This window comes from Allocoleopsis franciscana PCC 7113 (genome assembly GCF_000317515.1).
Classification (GTDB): domain Bacteria; phylum Cyanobacteriota; class Cyanobacteriia; order Cyanobacteriales; family Coleofasciculaceae; genus Allocoleopsis; species Allocoleopsis franciscana.
The window spans coordinates 7,391,780-7,414,343 of sequence record NC_019738.1; the positions used below are offsets into that span (position 1 = coordinate 7,391,780).

General features: G+C 47.5%; 27 protein-coding genes. 23 read left to right on the forward strand and 4 right to left on the reverse strand.

All coding sequences use genetic code 11. From position 1 onward, the window contains the following. Positions 1-58: 58 nt before the first annotated feature. The 22 genes from rplN (at position 59) to prfA (ending at position 13,624) form a co-directional block, all read left to right on the forward strand. Positions 59-427 (forward strand): 50S ribosomal protein L14, encoded by a 369-nt coding sequence (gene rplN, locus MIC7113_RS30460; protein WP_015186042.1) that lies wholly within the window; start codon positions 59-61, stop codon positions 425-427. Beyond that, complete coding sequence (gene rplX / locus MIC7113_RS30465) at positions 427-792, forward strand: 50S ribosomal protein L24 (protein WP_015186043.1); 366 nt, start codon at positions 427-429, stop codon at positions 790-792. The genes rplN and rplX overlap by 1 nt, the downstream gene beginning before the upstream one ends. A gap of 75 nt (positions 793-867) precedes the next feature. Then, a complete protein-coding gene (gene rplE, locus MIC7113_RS30470) occupies positions 868-1,413 on the forward strand; it encodes a 50S ribosomal protein L5 (protein WP_015186044.1) in 546 nt (181 codons plus the stop codon). 24 nt (positions 1,414-1,437) lie between these two features. Further along, the gene (rpsH, locus tag MIC7113_RS30475) at positions 1,438-1,839 is read left to right on the forward strand and encodes a 30S ribosomal protein S8 (protein WP_015186045.1); all 402 of its coding nucleotides are present in this window, start codon (positions 1,438-1,440) and stop codon (positions 1,837-1,839) included. Positions 1,840-1,920: 81 nt separating this feature from the next. Next, positions 1,921-2,460, forward strand: coding sequence for a 50S ribosomal protein L6 (gene rplF, locus MIC7113_RS30480; RefSeq protein ID WP_015186046.1), 540 nt, complete (start codon positions 1,921-1,923; stop codon positions 2,458-2,460). A 2-nt stretch (positions 2,461-2,462) separates the two neighbouring features. Continuing rightward, positions 2,463-2,825, forward strand: a complete 363-nt coding sequence (gene rplR, locus MIC7113_RS30485) for a 50S ribosomal protein L18 (RefSeq protein ID WP_015186047.1) — start codon at positions 2,463-2,465, stop codon at positions 2,823-2,825. Positions 2,826-2,981: 156 nt separating this feature from the next. After that, on the forward strand, positions 2,982-3,503 hold the full coding sequence (gene rpsE / locus MIC7113_RS30490) for a 30S ribosomal protein S5 (RefSeq protein WP_015186048.1): 522 nt from the start codon (positions 2,982-2,984) through the stop codon (positions 3,501-3,503). Between the two features lie 108 nt (positions 3,504-3,611). Beyond that, positions 3,612-4,073, forward strand: a complete 462-nt coding sequence (gene rplO, locus MIC7113_RS30495) for a 50S ribosomal protein L15 (protein WP_015186049.1) — start codon at positions 3,612-3,614, stop codon at positions 4,071-4,073. Between the two features lie 58 nt (positions 4,074-4,131). After that, positions 4,132-5,478, forward strand: a complete 1,347-nt coding sequence (gene secY / locus MIC7113_RS30500; RefSeq protein ID WP_015186050.1) for a preprotein translocase subunit SecY — start codon at positions 4,132-4,134, stop codon at positions 5,476-5,478. Positions 5,479-5,613: 135 nt separating this feature from the next. After that, positions 5,614-6,168, forward strand: coding sequence for an adenylate kinase (locus tag MIC7113_RS30505; protein WP_015186051.1), 555 nt, complete (start codon positions 5,614-5,616; stop codon positions 6,166-6,168). Between the two features lie 170 nt (positions 6,169-6,338). Then, positions 6,339-6,620 (forward strand): translation initiation factor IF-1, encoded by a 282-nt coding sequence (gene infA, locus MIC7113_RS30510; protein ID WP_015186052.1) that lies wholly within the window; start codon positions 6,339-6,341, stop codon positions 6,618-6,620. A 381-nt stretch (positions 6,621-7,001) separates the two neighbouring features. Next, positions 7,002-7,226 (forward strand): translation initiation factor IF-1, encoded by a 225-nt coding sequence (gene infA / locus MIC7113_RS30515; protein ID WP_008191178.1) that lies wholly within the window; start codon positions 7,002-7,004, stop codon positions 7,224-7,226. Between the two features lie 107 nt (positions 7,227-7,333). After that, positions 7,334-7,447, forward strand: coding sequence for a 50S ribosomal protein L36 (gene rpmJ, locus MIC7113_RS35170; RefSeq protein WP_015186054.1), 114 nt, complete (start codon positions 7,334-7,336; stop codon positions 7,445-7,447). A gap of 57 nt (positions 7,448-7,504) precedes the next feature. Next, positions 7,505-7,888, forward strand: a complete 384-nt coding sequence (gene rpsM / locus MIC7113_RS30520; RefSeq protein WP_015186055.1) for a 30S ribosomal protein S13 — start codon at positions 7,505-7,507, stop codon at positions 7,886-7,888. A 47-nt stretch (positions 7,889-7,935) separates the two neighbouring features. Continuing rightward, on the forward strand, positions 7,936-8,328 hold the full coding sequence (gene rpsK / locus MIC7113_RS30525) for a 30S ribosomal protein S11 (RefSeq protein WP_015186056.1): 393 nt from the start codon (positions 7,936-7,938) through the stop codon (positions 8,326-8,328). 165 nt (positions 8,329-8,493) lie between these two features. Then, a complete protein-coding gene (locus tag MIC7113_RS30530) occupies positions 8,494-9,462 on the forward strand; it encodes a DNA-directed RNA polymerase subunit alpha (protein WP_015186057.1) in 969 nt (322 codons plus the stop codon). A 52-nt stretch (positions 9,463-9,514) separates the two neighbouring features. Then, positions 9,515-9,865: a 50S ribosomal protein L17 gene (rplQ, locus tag MIC7113_RS30535; protein WP_015186058.1), complete on the forward strand. Its 351-nt coding sequence runs from the start codon at positions 9,515-9,517 to the stop codon at positions 9,863-9,865. A gap of 251 nt (positions 9,866-10,116) precedes the next feature. Beyond that, a complete protein-coding gene (gene truA, locus MIC7113_RS30540) occupies positions 10,117-10,935 on the forward strand; it encodes a tRNA pseudouridine(38-40) synthase TruA (RefSeq protein WP_041781465.1) in 819 nt (272 codons plus the stop codon). Positions 10,936-11,120: 185 nt separating this feature from the next. After that, a complete protein-coding gene (gene rplM / locus MIC7113_RS30545) occupies positions 11,121-11,576 on the forward strand; it encodes a 50S ribosomal protein L13 (RefSeq protein ID WP_015186060.1) in 456 nt (151 codons plus the stop codon). Then, the gene (gene rpsI, locus MIC7113_RS30550) at positions 11,576-11,989 is read left to right on the forward strand and encodes a 30S ribosomal protein S9 (RefSeq protein WP_015186061.1); all 414 of its coding nucleotides are present in this window, start codon (positions 11,576-11,578) and stop codon (positions 11,987-11,989) included. The genes rplM and rpsI overlap by 1 nt, the downstream gene beginning before the upstream one ends. A gap of 171 nt (positions 11,990-12,160) precedes the next feature. After that, positions 12,161-12,409 carry a 50S ribosomal protein L31 gene (gene rpmE, locus MIC7113_RS30555; protein WP_015186062.1) on the forward strand — a complete coding sequence of 83 codons (249 nt, stop codon included), beginning with the start codon at positions 12,161-12,163 and terminating at the stop codon, positions 12,407-12,409. 102 nt (positions 12,410-12,511) lie between these two features. After that, entirely contained in the window at positions 12,512-13,624 is a 1,113-nt protein-coding gene (prfA, locus tag MIC7113_RS30560; protein WP_015186063.1) for a peptide chain release factor 1, read from the forward strand. Positions 13,625-13,682: 58 nt separating this feature from the next. Here the strand turns inward: prfA and MIC7113_RS30565 are convergent, their stop codons facing one another. Next, a complete protein-coding gene (locus tag MIC7113_RS30565) occupies positions 13,683-14,228 on the reverse strand; it encodes a phycobiliprotein lyase (protein WP_015186064.1) in 546 nt (181 codons plus the stop codon). Between the two features lie 362 nt (positions 14,229-14,590). Further along, on the reverse strand, positions 14,591-15,559 hold the full coding sequence (locus MIC7113_RS30570) for a glycosyltransferase family 2 protein (protein ID WP_015186065.1): 969 nt from the start codon (positions 15,557-15,559) through the stop codon (positions 14,591-14,593). A gap of 230 nt (positions 15,560-15,789) precedes the next feature. Here MIC7113_RS30570 and MIC7113_RS30575 point away from each other — a divergent pair, with 230 nt between their 5' ends. After that, a complete protein-coding gene (locus tag MIC7113_RS30575) occupies positions 15,790-18,987 on the forward strand; it encodes a two-partner secretion domain-containing protein (RefSeq protein WP_172642259.1) in 3,198 nt (1,065 codons plus the stop codon). Positions 18,988-18,992: 5 nt separating this feature from the next. Here MIC7113_RS30575 and MIC7113_RS30580 read toward each other — a convergent pair whose 3' ends face one another. After that, positions 18,993-20,510: a carotenoid oxygenase family protein gene (locus MIC7113_RS30580; RefSeq protein WP_015186067.1), complete on the reverse strand. Its 1,518-nt coding sequence runs from the start codon at positions 20,508-20,510 to the stop codon at positions 18,993-18,995. A gap of 105 nt (positions 20,511-20,615) precedes the next feature. Further along, positions 20,616-22,109 (reverse strand): folate/biopterin family MFS transporter, encoded by a 1,494-nt coding sequence (locus MIC7113_RS30585; RefSeq protein WP_051056005.1) that lies wholly within the window; start codon positions 22,107-22,109, stop codon positions 20,616-20,618. Positions 22,110-22,564: the final 455 nt, after the last annotated feature.

Here is a 22,564-nt window from a genome sequence, read left to right on the forward strand (position 1 = left end):
CTCGGTGATTTTTTACACGAATGCTTCGCCCCTACCAACCTAAAAGGAGGTTCATCCCATGATTCAACAAGAGACTTACTTAAATGTCGCTGACAACAGCGGAGCACGTAAATTACAGTGTATTCGCGTTTTAGGTGCCGGCAACCGACGCTACGGCGGTGTAGGTGATGTGATCATTGCCGTTGTGAAGGATGCCATCCCCAATATGGCTGTGAAGAAGTCAGATGTCGTAAGAGCTGTGATTGTTCGCACCCGCAAGGGACTGCGCCGTGACAGCGGGATGAGCATTCGCTTTGACGACAACGCTGCCGTCATCATCAATAACGACGGTAACCCAAGGGGAACCCGCGTTTTCGGTCCCGTAGCGCGGGAACTGCGCGACAAAAACTTCACCAAAATTGTTTCCCTGGCTCCGGAGGTACTCTGATGGCAAATCAATTCAAGAGCAAGAGCGCAAAAGAGACAACTCAGCGCTACAAAATGCATGTTAAAAAAGGCGATACCGTTCAAATTATTGCGGGTCGGGATAAGGGGAAAGTTGGAGAAGTGTTGCAGACTTTGCCGAAGCGCAGCGCGGTGATTGTCAAAGGAATTAACGTCAAAACTAAGCACGTTAAGCCTCAACAGGAAGGAGAAACGGGTCAGATTGTGACCTTCGAGTCTCCCATCCACAGCTCCAACGTGATGCTTTATTCCACTCAGCAAAAGATTGCCAGCCGCATCTGCTACACCTTTAATGCAGACGGTCGGAAGGTACGGATGCTCAAAAAAACGGGCGAAATTATTGACTAATAGATTTTGGATGGAATCTAACATCTAAAACTTGGGAGTCCCTGACCAAGCCCAGGGTTGAAAAGGATAAAAACCATGTCAGAACAACTGAAAACTCTCTACCAAGAAACGATAGTCCCAAAGCTTAAAGAGCAGTTCGGCTATACAAACATTCATCAAGTCCCCAAGCTGGTTAAAGTTACAGTTAATCGGGGATTGGGAGAAGCCTCTCAAAATGCTAAAGCCCTCGAATCCTCGGTGAATGAACTCGCGATTATCACCGGACAAAAACCTGTTGTTACACGAGCTAAAAAAGCGATCGCGGGATTTAAAATCCGCCAAGGTATGCCTGTTGGTGTCATGGTTACCCTCCGGGGAGAGCGCATGTACTCGTTTCTCAATCGGTTAATTAACCTGTCACTCCCGCGAATTCGAGACTTTCGTGGCGTCAGCCCTAAAAGCTTCGATGGTCGAGGAAACTATACCCTTGGTATTCGAGAGCAACTAATCTTTCCCGAAGTCGAGTACGACAGCATCGACCAAATTCGTGGAATGGATATTTCGATTATCACAACAGCAAACACCGACGAAGAGGGCCGCGCCTTACTCAAAGAGATGGGTATGCCCTTCCGGGAAACCTAAAAGTTTAGCAATAGGAAGGAACTAATGGCGGCAAACGACACAATTGCAGATATGCTAACCCGCATTCGTAATGCATGTATGGTACGGCATCAAACAACAAATATCCCATCCACAAAAATGACCCGAAGTGTTGCCAAAGTCCTCAAAGATGAAGGCTTCATTGGTGACTTTGAGGAAGTAGGCGAAGGGGTCAAAAAACAATTGGTGGTTTCTCTCAAATATAAAGGCAAAAACCGCCAACCCATTATCAGAGCTATGAAACGGGTCAGTAAGCCCGGATTAAGAGTTTACTCCAACTGCAAAGAATTACCCAGAGTTTTGGGCGGTATTGGCATTGCGATTATCTCTACATCCAGTGGCATCATGACTGACCGAGAAGCACGGCGTCAGGGCATTGGTGGCGAAGTCTTGTGCTACGTCTGGTAAAGAAAAAGTTTTGAATTTTGAGTTATACCCTTTAAGGTAAGTAACTCATCACTCATAACTTAATTAAAGGAGAATTGAGTCATGTCGCGGATTGGCAAGCGCCCAATAACCGTTCCTGGTAAAGTAACCGTGAATATTGACGGTCAGCACGTTGCCGTCAAAGGTCCAAAAGGAGAATTAAGTCGGATTCTGCCGGAGCAAGTTGCTATCGAGCAAGACGGTGAAACGCTCCGAGTGGTGCGGCGAGATGAATCGAGAGCAGCCCGTCAGCGTCACGGACTGTCTCGCACGCTAGTGGCGAACATGGTGGAGGGAGTCTCTCAAGGCTTTGAGAAACGCCTCTCTATCCAAGGGGTTGGTTATCGAGCACAAGTTCAGGGTCGGAACCTGATTTTGAATGTAGGTTACAGCAAGCCGGTTGAAATTGTTCCGCCAGATGGTATCCAAGTGGCGGTTGAAAACAACGTCAACGTGATTGTTAGTGGAATCAATAAAGAAATTGTGGGCAACACAGCCGCCCGCATTCGAGCAGTCCGCCCCCCTGAGGTTTACAAGGGTAAAGGCATTCGTTATGCCAATGAAGTAGTCAGACGTAAAGCTGGTAAGGCAGGTAAGAAGTAAACATGAAACTTACTCGGAAAGAATCAATCCGGCGTCGGCATCGGCGGGTGCGCCGGAAAGTCAGCGGAACTGCCGAGCGTCCCAGATTAGCGGTCTTTCGCTCTAACGAGCATATTTATGTACAGTTGATTGATGACAATCAGCAACAGACCCTAGCTGCCGCTTCCACCTTAGAATCTAATCTGAAAACCGAATTAAAATCGGGTGCAACTTGTGAGGCTTCAGCCGCTGTCGGAAAGTTGATTGCTCAGCGGTCTATTGAAAAAGGCATTACAAGAGTCGTATTTGACCGGGGTGGCAACCTCTATCATGGTCGCGTCCAAGCGTTGGCAGAAGCCGCTCGCGAAGCCGGATTAGACTTTTAGGAAATGCTAAAAAAGTCTGAAGTGTGAAGAATGAAGGATGAGAACGTGAGTTAGTCAATATTTTCTCAGTTTACTGTTCGTGAAAACCCGAACAAGCACCGACTTCATACTTCATACTTTATATTTCATACTTCTGTAATTTTTCAGGATAAGACTATGGCAACTCGTCGAAAAAGTAACCGCGCTAAAGAAAAAGAGACGACCTGGCAAGAGCGAGTTATTCAAATCCGTCGTGTCAGTAAGGTTGTTAAAGGGGGTAAAAAATTAAGCTTCCGTGCGATTGTAGTCGTGGGGAATGAGCGCGGTCAAGTTGGGGTGGGTGTCGGTAAAGCTAGTGATGTAATTGGCGCTGTCCGTAAGGGAGTTGCCGACGGGAAAAAGCAATTGATTGATGTCCCTCTGACCAAATCCAATTCCATCCCTCACCCTTCTAATGGTGCTGCCGTGGGAGCCAAGGTAATGATGCGACCGGCAGCACCCGGTACAGGGGTAATTGCCGGCGGTGCCGTGCGGACTGTCCTGGAATTAGCTGGGGTTCGTAATATCTTAGCGAAGCAACTAGGCTCCAATAACCCTCTCAACAATGCCAGAGCGGCTGTCAACGCCCTTGATTCTCTGCGTACCTTCTCAGAAGTCGCCGAAGAACGGGGTGTTCCCATCGAGAACCTCTACGCTTAAAGAAAGTTAGAGGTTGGAAGGTTAACGAACCACATGTTTTAACCTTTAGCTTTCAACCTTTAACTTTCAACTTGCTCGCCTTCAACTTTAATATCTAAGTGCAAGATTATGAGAATCAACGATGCAGTACCCCAAAAAGGGTCTAAAAAGCGCCGTCGTCGGCTAGGTCGAGGCATCGCTGCTGGTCAAGGAGCGAGTGCTGGCAAAGGAATGCGGGGTCAAAAGGCGCGTTCCGGCGGAAATACACGACCCGGATTTGAAGGTGGACAGATGCCGTTGTATCGTCGTCTGCCGAAGTTAAAACACTTTACGGTTATCAATCGTAAACATTACACTACGATTAACGTGGGCAAGCTATCATCACTTCCTGCCAATACAGAGGTGACCTTAGCCTCGTTAATGGAGGCAGGTATTGTGACCACTAATGATGGGCCATTGAAACTTCTCGGTGACGGGGAACTCAATGTAGCTCTCAATATCAAAGCCGCTGCCTTCACCGCTGGTGCCCGCCAGAAAATTGAGGCCGCTGGTGGAAGCTGTGAAGTTATCGGCGTCAATGCAACGGCATGACGTCCTGCTAAGGTCGGTGTGCTTGCCTCACCCCCGTATCCTGTAGAGGTAGCCCTTTATGGTTGTTAGTCGAGACAAAGCTCCAACCGCTCAAGAAACATTTATGCAAATGGCTCAAGCTGCTGGCCTTAGAGGCCGGTTACTTGTGACCATTGGCTTATTGATTGTTGCTCGCATGGGTATCTTTTTACCTTTGCCGGGAATTGACCGCGCACGATTTTCAGCAGATATCCAAAATAACTCTGTTCTTGGATTCTTGGACATTTTCTCTGGAGGCGGTATTTCCGCCGTAGGGATTTTTGCCCTGGGAATTTTGCCCTTCATTAATGCCTCAATCATCCTACAGCTCCTGACCGCTGCGATTCCTTCTTTAGAAAATTTACAGAAGAATGAAGGAGAGGCTGGGCGTCGCAAGATTTCTCAGCTTACCCGCTACGTGGCAGCCGGATGGGCCGTGATTCAAAGTGTAGGGATTACGGCTGGGTTGCTCAGACCCTATGCCCTCGATGGAGGCGGCCCTCTATTCATTGCCGAAACCGCGTTAGCCTTAACGGCGGGTTCGATGTTTGTCATGTGGCTATCGGAACTGGTCACCGAACGCGGGATTGGTAACGGAGCCTCTCTTTTAATTTTTGTCAATATCGTTGCCGTTCTTCCCAAAACTTTGGGTCAAACCATCGAATTGGCTCAGACAGGCGGTCGAGAAACGGTTGGTAAAGTGGTGATTCTCCTGCTCGTATTCCTGGTCATGATTGTCGGGATTGTCTTTGTGCAGGAAGGAACACGCCGAATTCCCATTATTTCAGCACGGCGTCAAGTTGGGCGTCGTCTCTACCGAGAGCGCACCAGTTACCTCCCCCTACGCCTTAACCAGGGCGGCGTGATGCCGATTATTTTTGCTTCTGCTGTGTTGATTCTTCCAGCCTCTCTGGCTCAATTTACAGGCGGGAGTGCGAATAAGGGATTTTTCGCGCAAGTCCACCAAGGGTTAGTTCAGGTTTCTAATTATTTAAGCCCAAACGGACCAACTCCTTGGCTGTATGTCTTGGTTTATTTAGTCTTGATTGTATTCTTTAGTTACTTCTACGCTTCACTGATTGTTAATCCAGTGGATATGGCGCAGAACCTGAAGAAGATGGGAGCGAGTATTCCTGGTATTCGTCCCGGACGGACGACGAGTGAATATGTGGAGCGGGTCTTAAATCGGTTGACGTTTTTGGGCGCGATTTTCCTGGGATTGGTGGCTGTTGTGCCAACAGCGGTAGAAAGCGCTACTGGCGTCACGACATTTAAAGGATTGGGTGCTACATCTTTGCTGATTTTAGTTGGTGTAGCCATTGACACAGCTAAGCAGATTCAAACCTATGTAATTTCCCAGCGTTACGAAGGTATGGTCAAGCAGTAGAAGGAGACTGGGGTGAGACAAAGAGCGATTGGCTTGGCGATTGGTCACCCAAAAATGAAAGGCTTGCCTGTTTTAAATCTGGGTTACCGACACCATCACTCAAGCTAATCGCTCAATCATCATTGTTAAAAACTAATGGCAAGATTAATCTTTTTAGGTCCTCCAGGTGCAGGCAAAGGGACTCAAGCCCAACTTTTGGCTGGGCTATTGGCAATTCCTCATATTTCGACGGGTGATATCTTAAGGAGTGCGATCGCTCAATCCACTCCTTTGGGTCAAAAGGCTAAGTCCTATATGGAAAAGGGCGAGTTAGTTCCTGATGAGTTACTGCTCGATTTAGTACGAGATCGCCTCCAGCAACCGGATGCACAGAATGGTTGGATTCTAGATGGCTTTCCGCGTAATGTCAGCCAAGCGACTTTTCTAGAAAAGCTGTTGCAAGAACTCAATCAGACGTTTGATTATGCCGTAAACCTGGACGTTCCAGATGAGATATTAATGGGTCGGCTATTGGGACGGGGACGCCATGACGATAACGAACAGACCGTTCGCAAACGCCTGGAAGTCTATCGCAACGAGACGGAACCTGTGATTGGTTTTTACAAGGAGCGAGCGTCCTTAAAAGTGATCGATGGTGATCGCTCTGTAGAAGAAGTGACGCAATCGCTTCAGCAATCAGTGGCTTTCTAATATCCTTGGCAGAACTTCAGTCCCATCGCTTTTTTTGAGTCAAGCATCAGCTTGATTGAAACTCAGCCATTTCAATCCCATTTTTGATAAAATATGTTAAGACTCCCTGGACAAATATGCAAGACTATTGAATCTAAGGGGGTGGTCAACAAAAATGAGGAGCGAAGATATTGTCTAAGCAAGACTTAATTGAAATGGAAGGCACGGTAACAGAATCCCTGCCCAATGCGATGTTTCGGGTTGATCTGGACAATGGAGTTAACATCCTGGCTCACGTTTCCGGGAAACTTCGTCAAAATAACATCAGAATCCTACCAGGAGATCGGGTCAAAGTTGGAGTGAGTCCCTACGATTTAACCAAAGGGAGAATCACCTACCGCGATCGCCCAAATCATGGCTCTGGCTCAAAAGGTTCAGTCCCCCGTGTTAAAGGGCGCGTTGGCTCCCGATGATCACCGTTCCGGGTCAGGGCGTGATTGCTAAAGCGATCGCCCAAAGCAAAAAAATGTGGCCTTATAGAGAAATCCGTTGCAGGCGTTTAGACGTTTAGCGCAACAAACGCCAACAGCGATGGATTGGTAAAGGTAATGTTCGTCTTCTCAAAGAATCAATAGCGATCACCCCTGGAAATCCGTCTCAGGGTTACTCAAGCCAACCCTAGCTGCCTAAAAGTCACGGTTCAGTGTCCCAAGAGACCAAGAACAGACCTGTAGGGGGCTAAATTTCTCCGCTGCTGAGCAGACATTTTTGATAAAATATGTTAAGAATCCCTAGACAAACATCCACCAGTTTGGACATGTAGGAGGGGTTGATCGTATTGAGGATTGCGTCCATTGGCTAAACAAGACTTAATTGAAATGGAAGGCACGGTGACCGAATCCTTGCCGAACGCCATGTTTAGGGTAGATCTGGACAATGGCTTTAACGTCCTTGCCCACATATCAGGAAAAATTCGACGAAATTACATTAAAATCTTGCCCGGAGATCGCGTTAAAGTTGAACTCACGCCCTACGATCTGACGAAAGGCCGAATAACCTACCGCCTACGGAAGAAATAGTATTCAGCTAAAGTTTATCTTTACAGTCCAAAATTGACCCAAAAAGATTAACAGTCATATCTTAAAAGTGATATAATGTTAAGCTTGCAGTGTGGCCCAAAAAAGGCATGAAAGTAAGAGCATCAGTCCGTAAAATGTGTGAAAAGTGCCGCGTCATTCGGCGTCGCGGTCGAGTCATGGTGATTTGTCAAAATCCCAAGCATAAACAGCGTCAAGGATAGCCAATCGGCTCTTAAGACTCATTTGTAGCACAAAACAAAGAATAGGGAGAAGAAAGCGTGGCACGGATTGCCGGTATAGACCTTCCTCGCGATAAGCGTGTAGAAATTGGTCTGACCTACATCTATGGAATCGGTCTATCGCGGTCTAAAGAAATTTTGGCATCCACAGGAGTGAATCCTGATACAAGGGTCAAAGATTTAAGCGATTCCGAAGTGGCGGCTCTCAGAGCGGCTGTAGAAAGTAACTATCAGGTGGAAGGGGATCTCAGACGCTGGGAGTCCATGAACATCAAGCGTTTGGTTGACATTGGCACCTACCGGGGTCGCCGTCATCGTATGGGATTACCAGTACGAGGTCAGCGGACTCGCACCAACGCTCGCACCCGCCGTGGGCGGCGTGTTGCCGTTGCTGGGAAGAAGAAGCCACCGGCTAAGAAGTAAGCCATTTATTTCAGTTACCACCCATACAATTAAATCGATAGAGCGACATGGCGCGACCAACGAAAAAAACAGGTGCAAAAAAGCAAAAACGGAATGTACCCAATGGAGTAGCCTACATCCAGTCCACCTTTAACAACACAATCGTCACAATCGCCGATACGAGAGGCGACGTAGTGTCGTGGGCTTCAGCTGGCTCAAGTGGCTTCAAAGGAGCCAAAAAAGGAACACCCTTTGCTGCTCAAACAGCGGCTGATTCAGCGGCGCGTAGAGCCGCAGACCAGGGAATGCGTCAGATTGAAGTGATGGTGAGTGGTCCGGGTGCTGGTCGCGAAACCGCGATTCGAGCCATTCAAGGGGCAGGACTGGAAATTACCTTGATTCGGGATGTGACACCCATCCCCCATAACGGCTGCCGTCCGCCCAAGCGGCGTCGAGTTTAACCAACCATTGGTCTTGTATTAGAGATTGAGGAGTGTCAGCTAGAAAGAGTGCATCACGCCGTTATACTAACCTGCTGGTGCTTCGCTAATTGGCATATTGCACCTGACCCATTGTCGGGAGCAAAAAATGAGAAAGCACAATAACAGTGCTTTCTTTTGGGTCTTATGAATAAGGGAGGTTACTCCGTGGCGCAGTTTCAGATTGAGTGTGTAGAGTCTAAAACACTGAAGAATCAGAGTCAATATAGTAAATTTGTCCTGGAGCCTCTCGAGCGCGGTCAAGGTACAACAGTTGGTAATGCCTTAAGACGGGTTCTTCTATCAAACCTGGAAGGGGCAGCCGTCACCGCTGTCCGAATTGCTGGTGTGAACCATGAGTTTGCCACCATAGAGGGGGTCAGAGAGGACGTTCTGGAAATTCTTCTAAACATGAAGGAAATTGTCCTCAAAAGCTATACCTCTGCGCCTCAGATTGGTCGAGTCATGATTACGGGGCCTGCGACCGTGAGAGCGGCTCAGTTCGATTTACCCTCTGAAGTAGACATTGTCGATCCGGGCCAGTATATTGCTACTTTAGCTCCAGGGGCAAGGCTGGAGATGGAGTTCCGGATCGAAAAAGGGAAAGGATATCGCTCCGTAGAACGAGGGCGCGAAGATGGTTCGGCGGTAGACTTCCTCCAGATTGACGCGGTGTTTATGCCGGTGAGTAAGGTCAATTACAGCGTTGAAGATGCTCGAATTGACGGCTCTCTGGAAAAAGACCGCTTGCTGTTGGAAATTTGGACGAATGGTAGCTTAACCCCTCAAGAAGCATTGAGCCAAGCCGCCAATCTCCTGGTTGATCTGTTTAATCCGTTAAAAGATATCAATCTGGAATCCATTAAAGATGAATATCCAGATGATGAAGACCCAACCAGCCAAATTCCAATTGAAGAATTGCAACTGTCTGTGCGAGCTTATAACTGTTTGAAGCGGGCTCAGATTAACTCTGTAGCAGACTTGCTGGATTACAGTCAAGAAGACCTCCTGGAAATCAAAAACTTTGGTCAAAAGTCGGCTGAAGAAGTGATTGAAGCCTTGCAGCGGCGTTTGGGGATCACACTGCCTCAAGAAAAATCCGCAAAACCGAGCTAGGCATTGACAGGAACAATTCAGTTGTAGTGGAAGTGTATAGGAAGAGAAAAAGATGCGTCACCGATGTCGTGTACCCCAACTGGGAAAGCCCGCTGACCAGCGGAAGGCTCTGCTGAGAGCTCTAGCCACTGAACTGATTCGTCACGGGCGAATCACCACAACTAAAGTGCGGGCGAAAGCCGTGCGGGCGGAAGTGGAAAAAATGATTACCTTAGCTAAAAATGGTTCCTTGGCGTCCCGGCGTCAGGCGCTGGGCTATATTTACGACAAGCAGTTGGTTCATTCCCTATTTGAGGGAGTTAAAGACCGCTATGGCGATCGCAATGGCGGATATACCCGCGTCCTCAGAACCGTACCCCGTCGTGGTGATAACGCGGAAATGGCCATCATCGAGTTGGTTTGATCAAAGGTTGAAGGTTAAAAGGCTGAAGGTTGAAGGTTGTTGGCGATAGCATTGCGATAGCGACATTAGGCGCGTCAGCGTTCCCTGTTCCCCCAAGGATAGGGGAAGGCTCAAACGAACAGTGGTTAGAGCCGTACCGGAGTTCTTCCGAAAATGCAGATCAGGTTAAAGGTTTGAAGGTTGACCCGTCCAAGAACGCCGAGGCAACCGACAACCTATTAACCAGTAACCGACAACCGGACTCTCAGCGAATTGCCCTGGTGATTCAATACCTGGGTACCAACTTTTCTGGCTGGCAGAGGCAACCTCATGATCGCAGCGTACAGCAGGAAATTGAACAAGCGATCGCTTCCGTGCTAAAGCACCCCGTGACCCTACATGGGGCGGGTCGCACGGATACAGGGGTTCACGCGGCGGCTCAGGTCGCACACTTTAATGCCACAGGAGCGATCCCAGCCCACCGCTGGGCAAATGTGATCAATAGCCGACTGCCTGACGATATCCTAATTCGGGCGTCAGCGTCGGTGCCTTCGGACTGGCACGCTCGTTTCAGTGCTAGCTGGCGTCGCTACCGATATACCCTCTATGTAGACAAGCGACCCAACTTGTTTGTGCGACCCTTTAGTTGGCATTATTATTATGCACCCCTGGATGAGTCTCTCATTCAGGAGGCTTTAAACCCTCTGATGGGTAGACATCATCTGGCAGCCTTTCATCGTGCCAACTCAGGGCGATCGCATTCTTGGGTCGATGTCCAGGCGGCAGAATGTTACCGCAATGGCCCGTTTATTCATATAGAAATTCAAGCTAATGGATTTTTATATGGTATGGTGCGGCTCTTGGTGGGAATGTTGGTACGAGTCGGGAAAGGTGAGATACACCCCAAAGATTTCACAGAACTTTGGGTTAACCAGCGCCGCGAAAAAGTAAAATACGCAGCCCCAGCTAAGGGGCTGTGCTTATTACGTGTCGGCTACCCCAACTCGCCCTTTCCCCCAGAAATTTGGTTTGATACCCAACCCAAGTTCCTCTTACCCACCTCGGTTGAAGCTGAATACTGCCTTAATTGACGGGTTGAAGGTTACAGGTTAAAAGATTGCAGGTTACGACAACTTTCAATCTAGCCCGACATCCTGCGGAGAACGCTGCGCGAACGGGAAGTAAAACTCCTAACGTCGCTTTCGCCAACCCTGTATAACCTTCTAACTTTCACCCCTAAAACCCAACTGTCAACTCTCAACTTAGATACAGACTGATGGAAAAAACATACCTCCCCCCTCAAGAATCCCTGGAAAAAAGTTGGTACGTCGTAGACGCCACAAACCAACGTCTAGGACGGCTAGCCAGTGAGATTGCCATGATTCTCACCGGTAAAAACAAACCGACCTACACTCCTCACATGGATACCGGTGACTTCGTCATCGTACTCAATGCTGAAAAAGTCATGGTCACCGGGAAAAAGCGCACTCAGAAGCTTTATCGCCGTCATTCCGGTCGTCCGGGTGGGATGAAAACCGAGACCTTTGCCAAGTTGCAAGCCCGTATCCCGGAACGGATTATTGAACATGCGGTCAAAGGAATGCTGCCCAAGAGCTCCCTTGGTAAGAGCCTGTTCACCAAACTGAAAGTGTATGCCGGAGACAGCCACCCCCACGAAGCCCAAAAACCACAAGCCCTAACCATTCAGACCATCCCAGGAGGAGATAAATAATGCAAGCTACAGAAACAACGGATCGCGCCGTATACTGGGGCACAGGTCGCCGGAAGTCTTCCGTGGCTCGCGTGCGTCTAGTTCCAGGTAATGGTGAACTCACCGTCAATGGTCGCCCAGGAGACCTTTACTTCCAATTCAATGCCGCTTACCTCACCCTCCTCAAGGCTCCCCTGGAAACCTTGGGACTGGAAAATGAGTACGACATTTTAGTGAATGCTCACGGGGGTGGCTTAACCGGTCAAGCGGACTCCATTCGTCTGGGAGTGGCTAGAGCCTTGTGTGAACTAGACCCCGAAAACCGTTCACCGCTCAAAATAGAGGGCTACTTAACCCGCGACCCACGAGCCAAAGAACGTAAGAAATACGGCTTACACAAAGCTCGTAAAGCACCTCAGTACTCCAAGCGATAAACACCTTGAGTTTCTTAGCTGTCAGCTAATTACTAACCCAAACAGGCATGGGGAATGGGTATTCTCCTGTAGTTCCCTAACCCCCAGTCCTCAGTAGGGAAATCCTTGGCTCAACAGCAAAAAGCTAAAATTAAACTAGAGTTGACAAAAGTTTAAGGTCAAAGAAAAACCATGCCAAAAGCTGATATTCATCCCAAGTGGTATCCAGAAGCAAAGGTTTATTGCAACGGAGAAGTTGTAATGACCATTGGCTCAACCAAGCCAGAACTCCATGTTGATGTATGGTCGGGCAATCATCCGTTCTACACAGGTACGCAGAAAATGATTGATACCGAAGGACGAGTCGAGCGCTTTATGCGGAAATACGGGATGCTCGATGATACGGCTCCAGCGAACCAATCGGGTTCTAAAGAAAAATAGCTTCCTTGGCTTGCTGTCATCACCCAGTCACTGTTAAGAGCTGGGTCGATTTTTTTTATTTGTAAGCCAATCCGCTATTTTGATGGAGCGATCGCACAAGTCATGGCCGAAACCTACCTGCTGGAGAAACTACAATCTGTCGAGCAAACCTTTCATGAATTAACGCGGCGTCTGGCTGATCCAGATATCGCGACTGACCCAACGGAGATGCAACGGGTCACCAAAGCACGTTCCTCTCTGGAGGAAGTGGTCAATACCTACGATACATGGAAGACCACTCAAGAAGAGTTAGCTGGAGCACGCAGCGTCCTCAAAGAATCCAGTAGCGACCCAGAATTACACCAGATGGCCGCATTGGAAGTTGAAGAACTGGAAACCAAGCTCAACGAGTTGGAAGTCCGTCTGAAAGTTTTACTATTGCCTCGTGACCCCAATGATGATAAAAACATCATGTTGGAAATACGAGCCGGAACAGGCGGCGATGAGGCGAGCATTTGGGCTGGTGACTTGGTGCGGATGTACTCGCGTTACGCCGAATCTCAAAAGTGGCGAGTCAAATTGCTCTCTGAATCCTTGGCTGATATGGGCGGATTTAAAGAGGCGATTCTGGAAATTCAGGGCGACCAAGTTTACAGTAAGCTGAAGTTTGAAGCAGGCGTCCATCGGGTACAACGAGTACCTGTTACGGAAGCCGGGGGTCGCGTTCATACTTCTACAGCAACGGTGGCAGTGATGCCGGAAGTGGATGAAGTAGAAGTCCAGATTGACCCGAAAGATATAGAAATGAAAACCGCTCGTTCCGGCGGTGCTGGCGGACAGAACGTCAACAAAGTGGAAACAGCCGTTGACCTGATCCACAAGCCCACAGGGATTCGAGTGTTCTGTACGGAAGAGCGCTCTCAACTCCAAAACCGAGAGCGGGCGATGCAGATTCTCCGCGCCAAGCTTTACGAGATTAAGCTCCAGGAGCAACAACAAGCAGTAAGATCGATGCGGCTGTTGCAAGTGGGTACCGGTTCTCGCTCTGAGAAAATCCGGACTTACAATTACAAAGACAATCGCGTCACCGATCACCGTCTGGGTCAAAACTATTCACTCAACCCAGTTCTTGAAGGCGATTTGGAAACCATGATTCAATCTTGTATTAGCCAAGATCAGCAGGAGCGCTTAGAAGAGTTAGCAGCGTCCACGTCTAGCACCGAATCGCATAAATAAGATTTAAGCTTGTCATCTCAACAAAAGCCCCGGTATTTCTACCGGGGTTTGTTTTTGCTTATTCAGCCTTGATGCGCTTTTCCAAATACTGACCAATCATCTTCTGTTCGCCAGCACGAGAGATGATAGTTTGCCTAGTGCGATAGTTTTCGCCAATCAGTTTAAGTTCTTCCTCAAACACGGAGCCTTGGTATTCGGTTCGCAAGCACAAGGTTTGGGGATTGGAGAAGTAATACTGCGCGGTAATGGGCTTAGAGGTGGCAAAACCGCGATCGCGATACAGGATATCTCCTAACACCCCAAAGACGGTCGAATCTTCAGACTGCTTACGCCCCGTAACGGAATCATTACTTTTCCAGCTCACATGACTACCGCAGGTGAGCGAAATTCCATCGGGTAGCTTGTGCTGCCGCTGTAGCTCAAGCAGTTCATCACAACCTTGCTCTAGAAACCGAACAGTAATCAGGCTGACTATTTCCTTGGTATCTCCATCAGGCAGCGTGTAGTAGCGGCGTTCAGAGCGCCAGTGCCCAACTGATTTACGGAAAAAAGCTGCAATTAAGGATTCTTCTAGGGTTTGGGTATTTCTTAGGCGTGATGTCACCGATGTTATTCCTCATGCGAAGGTTATTACCAGCATGACTACACAGATTGTGCGTTATGCCAATAATTGCAACTATTCTTAACATATTACTAGTTTAACCATTCTAACCAGTAATTGAACTCAGCCATGCGGATGAATTTTAGGATTGACGTAGTTGCAACATCCCAAATTGGACGGTTCCGGGTTGGCTTCCCCTGCTTAGATTTTCCACAAACCTTCAATACTTTCGGGTTTGGGGTTACGTTAACAGGATGAGTTTTGATGCTAACTGATGAATTTTTTACAAAAAATGACCATTTGACAACTGTAGCCAAATTTACAAATAACGTTAATTAGGATTATTCTTAATTTCTCATTAATTCTTAATCACTTACTAATATTAATTTTTGAATCAAATGTGACGATTTTGTACTTTGGCGTGAGCGTCTAGCTTCTCTTAATAGCTGCCAAGCACCTGGAGAAAAAATGGCAGGGAAAGAAATTTGAGCCGCGTTAAATAGCTTTCCTTGCTTGAGGGCGACTAGACTCCAATGTAATTTTAGGTAATCTCGGATATATTGAAATTGTGGAAGAACAGAACAATATTTTGGACTAACCTGTGAATAAATTCTCTGTTTAATCAAAATATTAGTATCAAGACGATTTTGAATAGAAAATTTTTGATTAAAGGCTCCTGACCAAACTGTCCGATAACCCAAGCATTCATTAATAAAAATGGCATCTCCAAATTGAGAAATTTTAATCCAAGAATCAATATCATCAAAGTTGGTATCTAACGTCGAGTCCCAACCGCCTGTTTTGAGAAAGGCATCACGGGAGAAAGCGACTTGCACAGGAGTACCGAAAGGAACCTGTTCCATGAGCATTCCGTAATGAATGTCTTCTTGGGGAATATAAAATACTTTTCCTGGCCCTGGTTTTCGGGTTCTGCTAATTTCAAGTTCTTTATCATCAACCTGGATAGCTTGACAAGAACAAATTACAGCTTGAGGACGAAGTGCGATCGCATTTGTCATTTCCTCAATACAGTTAGATGCTAAATAGTCATCATCATCGAGTAACTTAATCCAATCTCCCGTTGCTAGTTCGACACCGGCATTCACTGATTTGGAGTGACCGATATTTTCTGAGTTGCGATGATAAACCAGACTATTGTTCCCAGCAGTAGCAAGTGCTTCACATCGTTCTTGGACATAGGCTTGAGTGCTATCTGACGAACAATCATCAACTACGACAACTTCACAAGGTAGAGTTTGAGATAAAGCGCTGTCAAGAGCACGTTTTAACAGATTGAGGCGATTATAAGTTGTGATGACAATGCTGAATTTCATTGCTTTTTCCCCCAGAACTAACCAGTAATTCAATGTTAAGACGGACCAATAGTTTTCCTTCTCGTCTCAGCGTATTCTGCTAAAAAATTGTAAATTTTCGTCAAAAGAGTAGAGGATTACCAAAAAAATCGATTTATCGCTTATATAAGTTATTAAGTTTAGCCGAACTTCAAATCTCTCTTCTCAGCTTTATGTTTCTCCAAAAAATTGACATTTGGGCAAATAAATGCATGACAAGACAACTGTTCAAGCTTACTTGTTATTTAGGACTAGGTGGGGCAATAACCCTCAGTGGATGCTTGGTTAACGTCTTCTCCGGCAATTATGCCCTTGCTCAGATTGCCCCCGATACTACTTTAGGCGCTGAAAGTTCCGTATCCACACCTCTTGATGCACAGGGCTTGCCGATTGACCGCATCGATGGGGGAGCCATTCGGGGGACAAATTTATTTCACAGTTTTCTCGAATTTAATGTGGCTGCCAATCGGGGTGCATATTTCTTTAGTCCAGTTAATATTCAGAACATTCTGGCTCGCGTTACAGGCAGTAATGCCTCCCAGATTTTGGGAACGCTGGGAACGTTTGGTGCTTCTAATCCTAATTTGTTCTTGATTAATCCGAATGGGATTATTTTTGGAGAGAATGCCAGTTTGGATGTTGGGGGTTCCTTTGTGGCGACGACTGCGACTGCCATTCAATTTGGTAATCAAGGTTTTTTCAGTGCCTCCAATCCGGAAGCTCCTGCATTACTGACAGTAAATCCTTCTGCCTTTTTCTTTAATCAAATCAACGCTGGACGAATAGAGAATGGGTCAATTGCTCCAGCAGGATTGGATCTAACAGGAGCTCCTCTATTTGGTTTACGAGTTCCAGAGGGTCGAAGCTTGCTCTTCATTGGTGGGGACATCGCTCTTGATAGAGGAAGAGTGAATGCTCTGGGGGGTCGAGTGGAATTAGCAGGAGTTGCTGGTACAGGAACGGTTGGGTTGAATATTGATGGCAATAATCTAAGTGTGAGTGTTCCCGAAAATATTACGCGAGCTGATATAAGCATCAGCAATAAAGCTAGAGTCAATGTAACGGCTGATGATGGCGGCGATATTGTCATTAGCGCTCACAATTTAGACATTTTAGAGGGAAGTTTCTTATCTACTGGAATCGGACTAAATTTAGGAACAGCTAATAGTCAGGCGGGAGACATTACACTCGATGCGACTAGTACAGTTACGATTTCAGGAAGCGATGTCATCAATATTGTGAACGCCGGAGCTATAGGTCAGGGAGGGAATATGATTGTTAGAGCCAAGTCGCTCTTCCTGACAGATTCTGCTTTTTTAGCTGCTGTTATGAGGGGGCGCGGTGATACTGGACGGGTATTCGTGGAGGTCACCGAGGCTGCCTTACTCACACAGGGCAGTACAATTTTCAACACAGTGCAACGAGGAATCGGTAACGGAGGCGACATTATATTCATAGCTGGCTCAGCTTCCTTTCTTGAAGGTGCTCAACTAGTAGCCGACAACAGGAATGCAGAGGGAAATGGGGGGAATATAACGGTTCAAGTTCGCGACCATATTTTTATAGATGGGGTGTACAGCGATGGGTTCGCCAGTGGAATATTCGCTGCGGTAACACCAGGCGGACGTGGCAATGCAGGAAATATAACACTTACGGCTGGCTCCCTTTCTTTGACTAATGGTGGTCGCCTGCAAAGTAACACTCGTGGACTGGGAGATGCAGGAAATATCATAATTGATGTCCGCGACCATATTGTCATAGATGGAATAGACAGTCCTCTAGGAAGTGGAACCCCCAGTGGAGTCTACACCACTGTAGGAACGGACGGTGTAGGTAAGGGGGGAGACATTTATGTCACAGCCGGGTCGTTGACTGCGACGAATGGTGGTCAACTAACTGCCAATACCTTTGAACAAGGGGATGCAGGCAATGTGACGATTGTTGTTCGCGGTCATGTTTCCTTTGACGGGGTGAATACCGATATACCTAACAATCCTTCGTCCAGCGGAGTCTTCAGTGCGGTAGGGGAAATAGTAGAAATGGGGAGAAGAATTCCAGCCGTAGGTCAAGGAGGGAACATCCACATCACAGCAGACTCCCTTTCTGTAACAAATGGTGCTCAGATTGGCACTATCGTTACTAGTGGTAGCCAAGGGGATGCAGGCAGCGTGACAGTTATAACCCGTAAGACGGCTTCCTTTGATGGTGTGAACAATGAACCGAGTGGTATCTTCACTTATGTAGAATCCGGAGCGATCGGCAATGCTAACGACATTGACATCACAACGGGAGTGCTGAGTGTTAGCAACGGCGCTCAACTGAGCGCTATTACTGCTGGAAAGGGTGACGCAGGCGACATCAGGGTGAGGGCAAATACCTTGAATATTACTCAGGGTGGGCAGTTTCTCACAACTACAGAAGGTAGCAGCAGGGCAGGTGATATCAATTTGGATATCCTCGACAGCGTAGTTTTGGCTGGGGCTAACAGTGGATTGTTGGCTAATACGACTGAAGGTTCTAGTGGTAACGGCGGCAGTATTTTCATTAACAACTCAAGAGATGTGCTCATTCAGGATGGAGCAAGAATTGCTGTCGATAGCAAGGGAGCAGGAGTTGGCGGCAATATCGAGATTCAGGCAGACACCCTCACCCTGCAAAATCAAGCACGTCTGTTGGCAGAAACAGCTAGCAATACAGGTGGCAATATTACGCTACAACTACAGGACTTATTGTTGCTACGAAATAACAGCAAAATCTCTACTACCGCAGGCACCGATCAGGCAGGGGGGGATGGAGGCAATATCACCATTGATGCGAAATTTATCGTCGGCGTCCCCAAAGAAGATAGCGACATCACAGCCAATGCCTTTCAGGGGCAAGGCGGTAATATCAATATCACCACTCAAGGTATTTACGGACTCCAGTTTCGCCCACGTTTAACACCGTTAAGTGACATCACTGCTAGTTCTGAGTTTGGCTTAGATGGCGAATTTCAACTGGATTTGCTCACCAATGTTGACCCCAGCCGAGGATTAGCGCAGTTGCCCACTAATATAGTCGATGCATCAGATCAGATTGACCGTCGTTGTACTCCTGCTGCCTCAACCCAAGAACCCAACAGCTTTACAATTACAGGGCGAGGTGGCTTACCACCCAGTCCTAACGACCCTCTACAGAATGAGTCCATCATCACCAATTGGGTCAGTCTCGACTCTGACGTTGAAACTAAAACAGCTCCGGTTTCCATAACCCCTAAGAGTTCCACCCCCAAGCCATTGGTGGAAGCTCAGGGGTGGATGCTCAATCACAAAGGAGAAGTTGTCCTCACGGCTGCGGCGCTGACAGCCACTCCCCAGGGCGAATGGTTTCCTGAAGCAGAGTGCAATGCTCCTTCTGTTCAGAGTCAATAATCAGCCTAAAATACGTTCGGTGTCCAGCTACCGTGCAGCCCGTAAGGAATGTGATGCTTCAAGTGCAATCGCGCCACTGGCCCCTGATTCAAGTCACGACCATCTAAAATCACAACATCAGACCGATGGCGACTGGAGTCATAAACTACCGTAAGCACCCAACCATCATCTTCCTGATTACTATCCGGACGAGGCACAAAAATTGGCTCACTCACATATCCTTTTGGTGCCGCACTCCAAAGCTGTTGTTCCCCTGTGGTTACATCCAGTTTGAGAATCGCCTGTAACGGTGCATTTCCGGTTGGATTATGAGCAGCACCTGTGAACATATAGCGATAGGGGCGTCCTACATTATTGGGATGCAGGGAGGGAAACTCACAGCAGCGTTCTTCCAACTGCTGACGTTCCACCGTTTGCTCATTTAAGTTGAGTGTAAACCGCCAGAATTGTCCCGGTGTCAGTGCTTCAAAATCCACGTTCCGGAAATCGCTGTCGGGTTCAACCTCAGGCAATTTGTCGTAACAAATGGAGTCAATGTAAATCTTGCCATCTTGCTCAAACGCATTCGCGTGGTGGAAGACAAAACCCGCTTTCGTTTCCAAAATTTGCACCCCCTCTTTGTCCCCTCCTTGGTAAAGGGGGGTTGGGGGGGTACGAGGAATCACCACAATTCGGGTAGGCTTCTCTGGCTCAAACTTCACGCACTCACCCGCACCCCGCAATCCGACGGCGAAGGGAATCGGATTGAAGCTAACCGCATTTTGAAAGAATATGCAGTAGTTAGGCGTAATCACAAAGTCATGAATGAAAGCAAAGCCAGGAATGCTTCTCGATTGACGCCGCAGAAGTTTACCCGATTGGTCGAACTCGTAGATAATAATGGTGCTAGAAAGACCCGCTTTGATGGCGAAGTTAACTAGAACTGGTTCACCCGCATTGTATTCACAACTAGGGTCAATCCGAGGGTGAGCTGCAAACGATTCACCTTCCTTCAAAATACCATCCAGGTAGTCTATTCCTATAGTATTGAGCGTGTTTGGGTCTAAGCGGTAAGGTTCAGCCGCTTCCCAGAGTGCCAAGAGCTTTCCGCCCCAGTAAATTACATTGGTATTGGCAATATTCTTGAGTTTAAAATCAAAGGCATTCGCCAACCAACCCCCAGGTTTTTGAGTACCAAAAACACCACGATAGAGGATTTTTCCTGCTGCTTGTTCTGCAATAAAACCCTCAGTGCGAACAAAGCGATTGCGGTAGTGGGCACGACCATTATTAAATGCGATCGCACTAATCATTCCATCTCCATCAAAGGGATGATGCAGCCGTTGCCCATTGATATCAAGCAAGCCAGGGCCATTGCGAAACAAAGTCCCTTGCAGCGCTGCCGGGATCTCCCCTTCGATGTCATCAATCGAATAGTCATATTCATTGGGCTGGGATTCATAACCCTTTTTCCAACCATTCCGCTGATAGGGCAAAGCAGAAACGTCTACTGAAAAGTGTTCTTGAGTTGGTAAAGTTTGCATAGTTCTTATGTAAAAAAACTGTAGAAAATTGGGTGTAAAAATATAGAAATGTAGCGATCTACATCTCTATACCAGTAAAAAAACTGCTATGGAAAACTGAAAAAGCTAGTCAGCCGGTTCTTCAACAGGCTGTGAACCCATACTCTTACTCAGCCTTTTCCCTAAGGGATTACGGATGAATTCGGGTAGCAGTTCCGGTAGGAAAGGTTGCTCCGACATAGCACCCGGAGAATGATGTTCAAACAGCTCTGCCGGTGGCAATGATTTATGATGTTCGGCGGCTTTAATATCAGCTTGCGGGTCAGCAGCCGGTAGCCAACCTAAAAAGGGCAGGGGCAATAAACTGGAGACATTTGTAATCACAATTAACAGCCAAAGCTTGTCAAAGTTACTCTCGGTAACTCCCAACCAATGGGTGAGTAATGCTCCTAGTTCATGGGACAAAAGTCCTGCCAAGTTAAACACCGACATTAAAAGGGCAAATAAAGTAGCTTCCACACCCTCTGGGCAAAGTCGTGCCGACAGTACCAAAACGGGCATAAAGGCAATTTGTCCCATCACCGTCAGGATCAGGCTGTCACCCAAGCTGAACCAGTGATCGTCAATCCCCAGAGTACGATTGGTATGGGTAACGAGCAGTAGGGCACTCATCCCTAAAATAGAGGAGATTACCGTCGTCCATCCCATGAGGCTGCGGAAGGGAAGGTTCTTTAAAAAGCGTTGGAATAACCAGATGCCAATCAGGGAGGCAACACTGGTTACCAAGCGAACACGCCCTAAAAATTCGGGTTCAAACCCTAACTCATTCGTCGTGAAGTAGAAAAATGCGGAATCCGCGCTGGGTGTGGCTTGCCAGATGAATATGAAAGCTGTAGGCAACCAAATGGCCTTTTGCGTCACTGCACCTCGCAGTTGCTTGATTTGATTCCAAACCATAGAGGTGTCAGGACGGGAACTTACAGCTTCTTCCGCAATGAACCAGGCTACGGCTGAAACCAGTAAGGGGAAAGTGGCGGTAATCGCGAAGACAGTTTGATTGCTGAAATGCTGTAGGAGCCATCCACTCAGGTAGGCGGTTATCAATCCGCCGACGGCTGAAGCGCCCCAAGTCAGAGATTGGAGGGAACCGGAGTCACTGAGAGATTCTTTCCGCGCCCGTTCGACAACCAACGAGTCTACAATCACATCACTAATCGCGACAGAGAGAGAACTCAGAAGAATGGCACCCGTCGCCGCCCAAGCGGTATTTACTACAGTGGCGAGACTGAGCCAAGCGGCTGTCCCCATCAATCCCGATAAAATCAGGTAGGGGCGTCTGCGGTAGCCAAAGAGGGGCAATCCGTCTGAGAGAAAGCCAAACAGTGGCTTAATCACCCAGGGTAAAGCGGCAATACCCATCAGTGCTGCCACCTGAGCGGGACTTAATGCCAATTGGTCTTTGAGGAAAAAGCTAATCGCCAGACGCGCTAAGCCCAGGATGCCCTGGACAAAATAGACGATTAAGATGGCAATCAACTCAGGTGTGGGTTCATTGCCAAAGAATACTTTTTCTTTCAAAGATTCCTTGAAGGTGTCCAAGCCGGACTGGGAAGCAATCATGAACATTTTTTAAGAATTGTCTCCTTTTCTATCTTATATGTACTCTCCCAACCATTGCGATCGCTATAAAGTCAGATTTTTGTAACATCCAGCCTGTTGCCAGAATCTTCAGGAGGCTGGAGTATTCCCTCACAAGCCATTCGGGGACGCCTCATTTAGAAGGGGAGGAGGAGCTTTCCGCGAACCAGTTATTTTTGTCTGGCTACGCTAGAGTTTAGGACTATTGCGAAAGTTAACAAAAATCAATCCTGGTTAGGTAACTACTTGCTCACTCCAAGGGGTAACACCCCCTGTCCTAAAAATGTAATAATGTGGTCTAGATTTGACGGTTTTGCCGTTGAGCTTGTTCTGGGGCTGTAGCCAGTCATACATCGCTCACGATCAACGACTCTTGCTAAACCCTCATCCTCTAAACCTGACGGAGTTTGGGAGTTTTATCCCACGGAAAAATGCCA

Coding starts and splice junctions, on each gene's coding strand:
- rplN (WP_015186042.1), top strand. CDS start 59: ATGATTCAACAAGAGACTTACTTAAATGTCGCTGACAACAGCGGAGCA.
- rplX (WP_015186043.1), top strand. CDS start 427: ATGGCAAATCAATTCAAGAGCAAGAGCGCAAAAGAGACAACTCAGCGC.
- rplE (WP_015186044.1), top strand. CDS start 868: ATGTCAGAACAACTGAAAACTCTCTACCAAGAAACGATAGTCCCAAAG.
- rpsH (WP_015186045.1), top strand. CDS start 1,438: ATGGCGGCAAACGACACAATTGCAGATATGCTAACCCGCATTCGTAAT.
- rplF (WP_015186046.1), top strand. CDS start 1,921: ATGTCGCGGATTGGCAAGCGCCCAATAACCGTTCCTGGTAAAGTAACC.
- rplR (WP_015186047.1), top strand. CDS start 2,463: ATGAAACTTACTCGGAAAGAATCAATCCGGCGTCGGCATCGGCGGGTG.
- rpsE (WP_015186048.1), top strand. CDS start 2,982: ATGGCAACTCGTCGAAAAAGTAACCGCGCTAAAGAAAAAGAGACGACC.
- rplO (WP_015186049.1), top strand. CDS start 3,612: ATGAGAATCAACGATGCAGTACCCCAAAAAGGGTCTAAAAAGCGCCGT.
- secY (WP_015186050.1), top strand. CDS start 4,132: ATGGTTGTTAGTCGAGACAAAGCTCCAACCGCTCAAGAAACATTTATG.
- MIC7113_RS30505 (WP_015186051.1), top strand. CDS start 5,614: ATGGCAAGATTAATCTTTTTAGGTCCTCCAGGTGCAGGCAAAGGGACT.
- rpmJ (WP_015186054.1), top strand. CDS start 7,334: ATGAAAGTAAGAGCATCAGTCCGTAAAATGTGTGAAAAGTGCCGCGTC.
- rpsK (WP_015186056.1), top strand. CDS start 7,936: ATGGCGCGACCAACGAAAAAAACAGGTGCAAAAAAGCAAAAACGGAAT.
- MIC7113_RS30530 (WP_015186057.1), top strand. CDS start 8,494: ATGAATAAGGGAGGTTACTCCGTGGCGCAGTTTCAGATTGAGTGTGTA.
- rplQ (WP_015186058.1), top strand. CDS start 9,515: ATGCGTCACCGATGTCGTGTACCCCAACTGGGAAAGCCCGCTGACCAG.
- rplM (WP_015186060.1), top strand. CDS start 11,121: ATGGAAAAAACATACCTCCCCCCTCAAGAATCCCTGGAAAAAAGTTGG.
- rpsI (WP_015186061.1), top strand. CDS start 11,576: ATGCAAGCTACAGAAACAACGGATCGCGCCGTATACTGGGGCACAGGT.
- rpmE (WP_015186062.1), top strand. CDS start 12,161: ATGCCAAAAGCTGATATTCATCCCAAGTGGTATCCAGAAGCAAAGGTT.
- prfA (WP_015186063.1), top strand. CDS start 12,512: ATGGCCGAAACCTACCTGCTGGAGAAACTACAATCTGTCGAGCAAACC.
- MIC7113_RS30570 (WP_015186065.1), bottom strand. CDS start 15,559: ATGAAATTCAGCATTGTCATCACAACTTATAATCGCCTCAATCTGTTA.
- MIC7113_RS30575 (WP_172642259.1), top strand. CDS start 15,790: ATGACAAGACAACTGTTCAAGCTTACTTGTTATTTAGGACTAGGTGGG.
- MIC7113_RS30580 (WP_015186067.1), bottom strand. CDS start 20,510: ATGCAAACTTTACCAACTCAAGAACACTTTTCAGTAGACGTTTCTGCT.
- MIC7113_RS30585 (WP_051056005.1), bottom strand. CDS start 22,109: ATGATTGCTTCCCAGTCCGGCTTGGACACCTTCAAGGAATCTTTGAAA.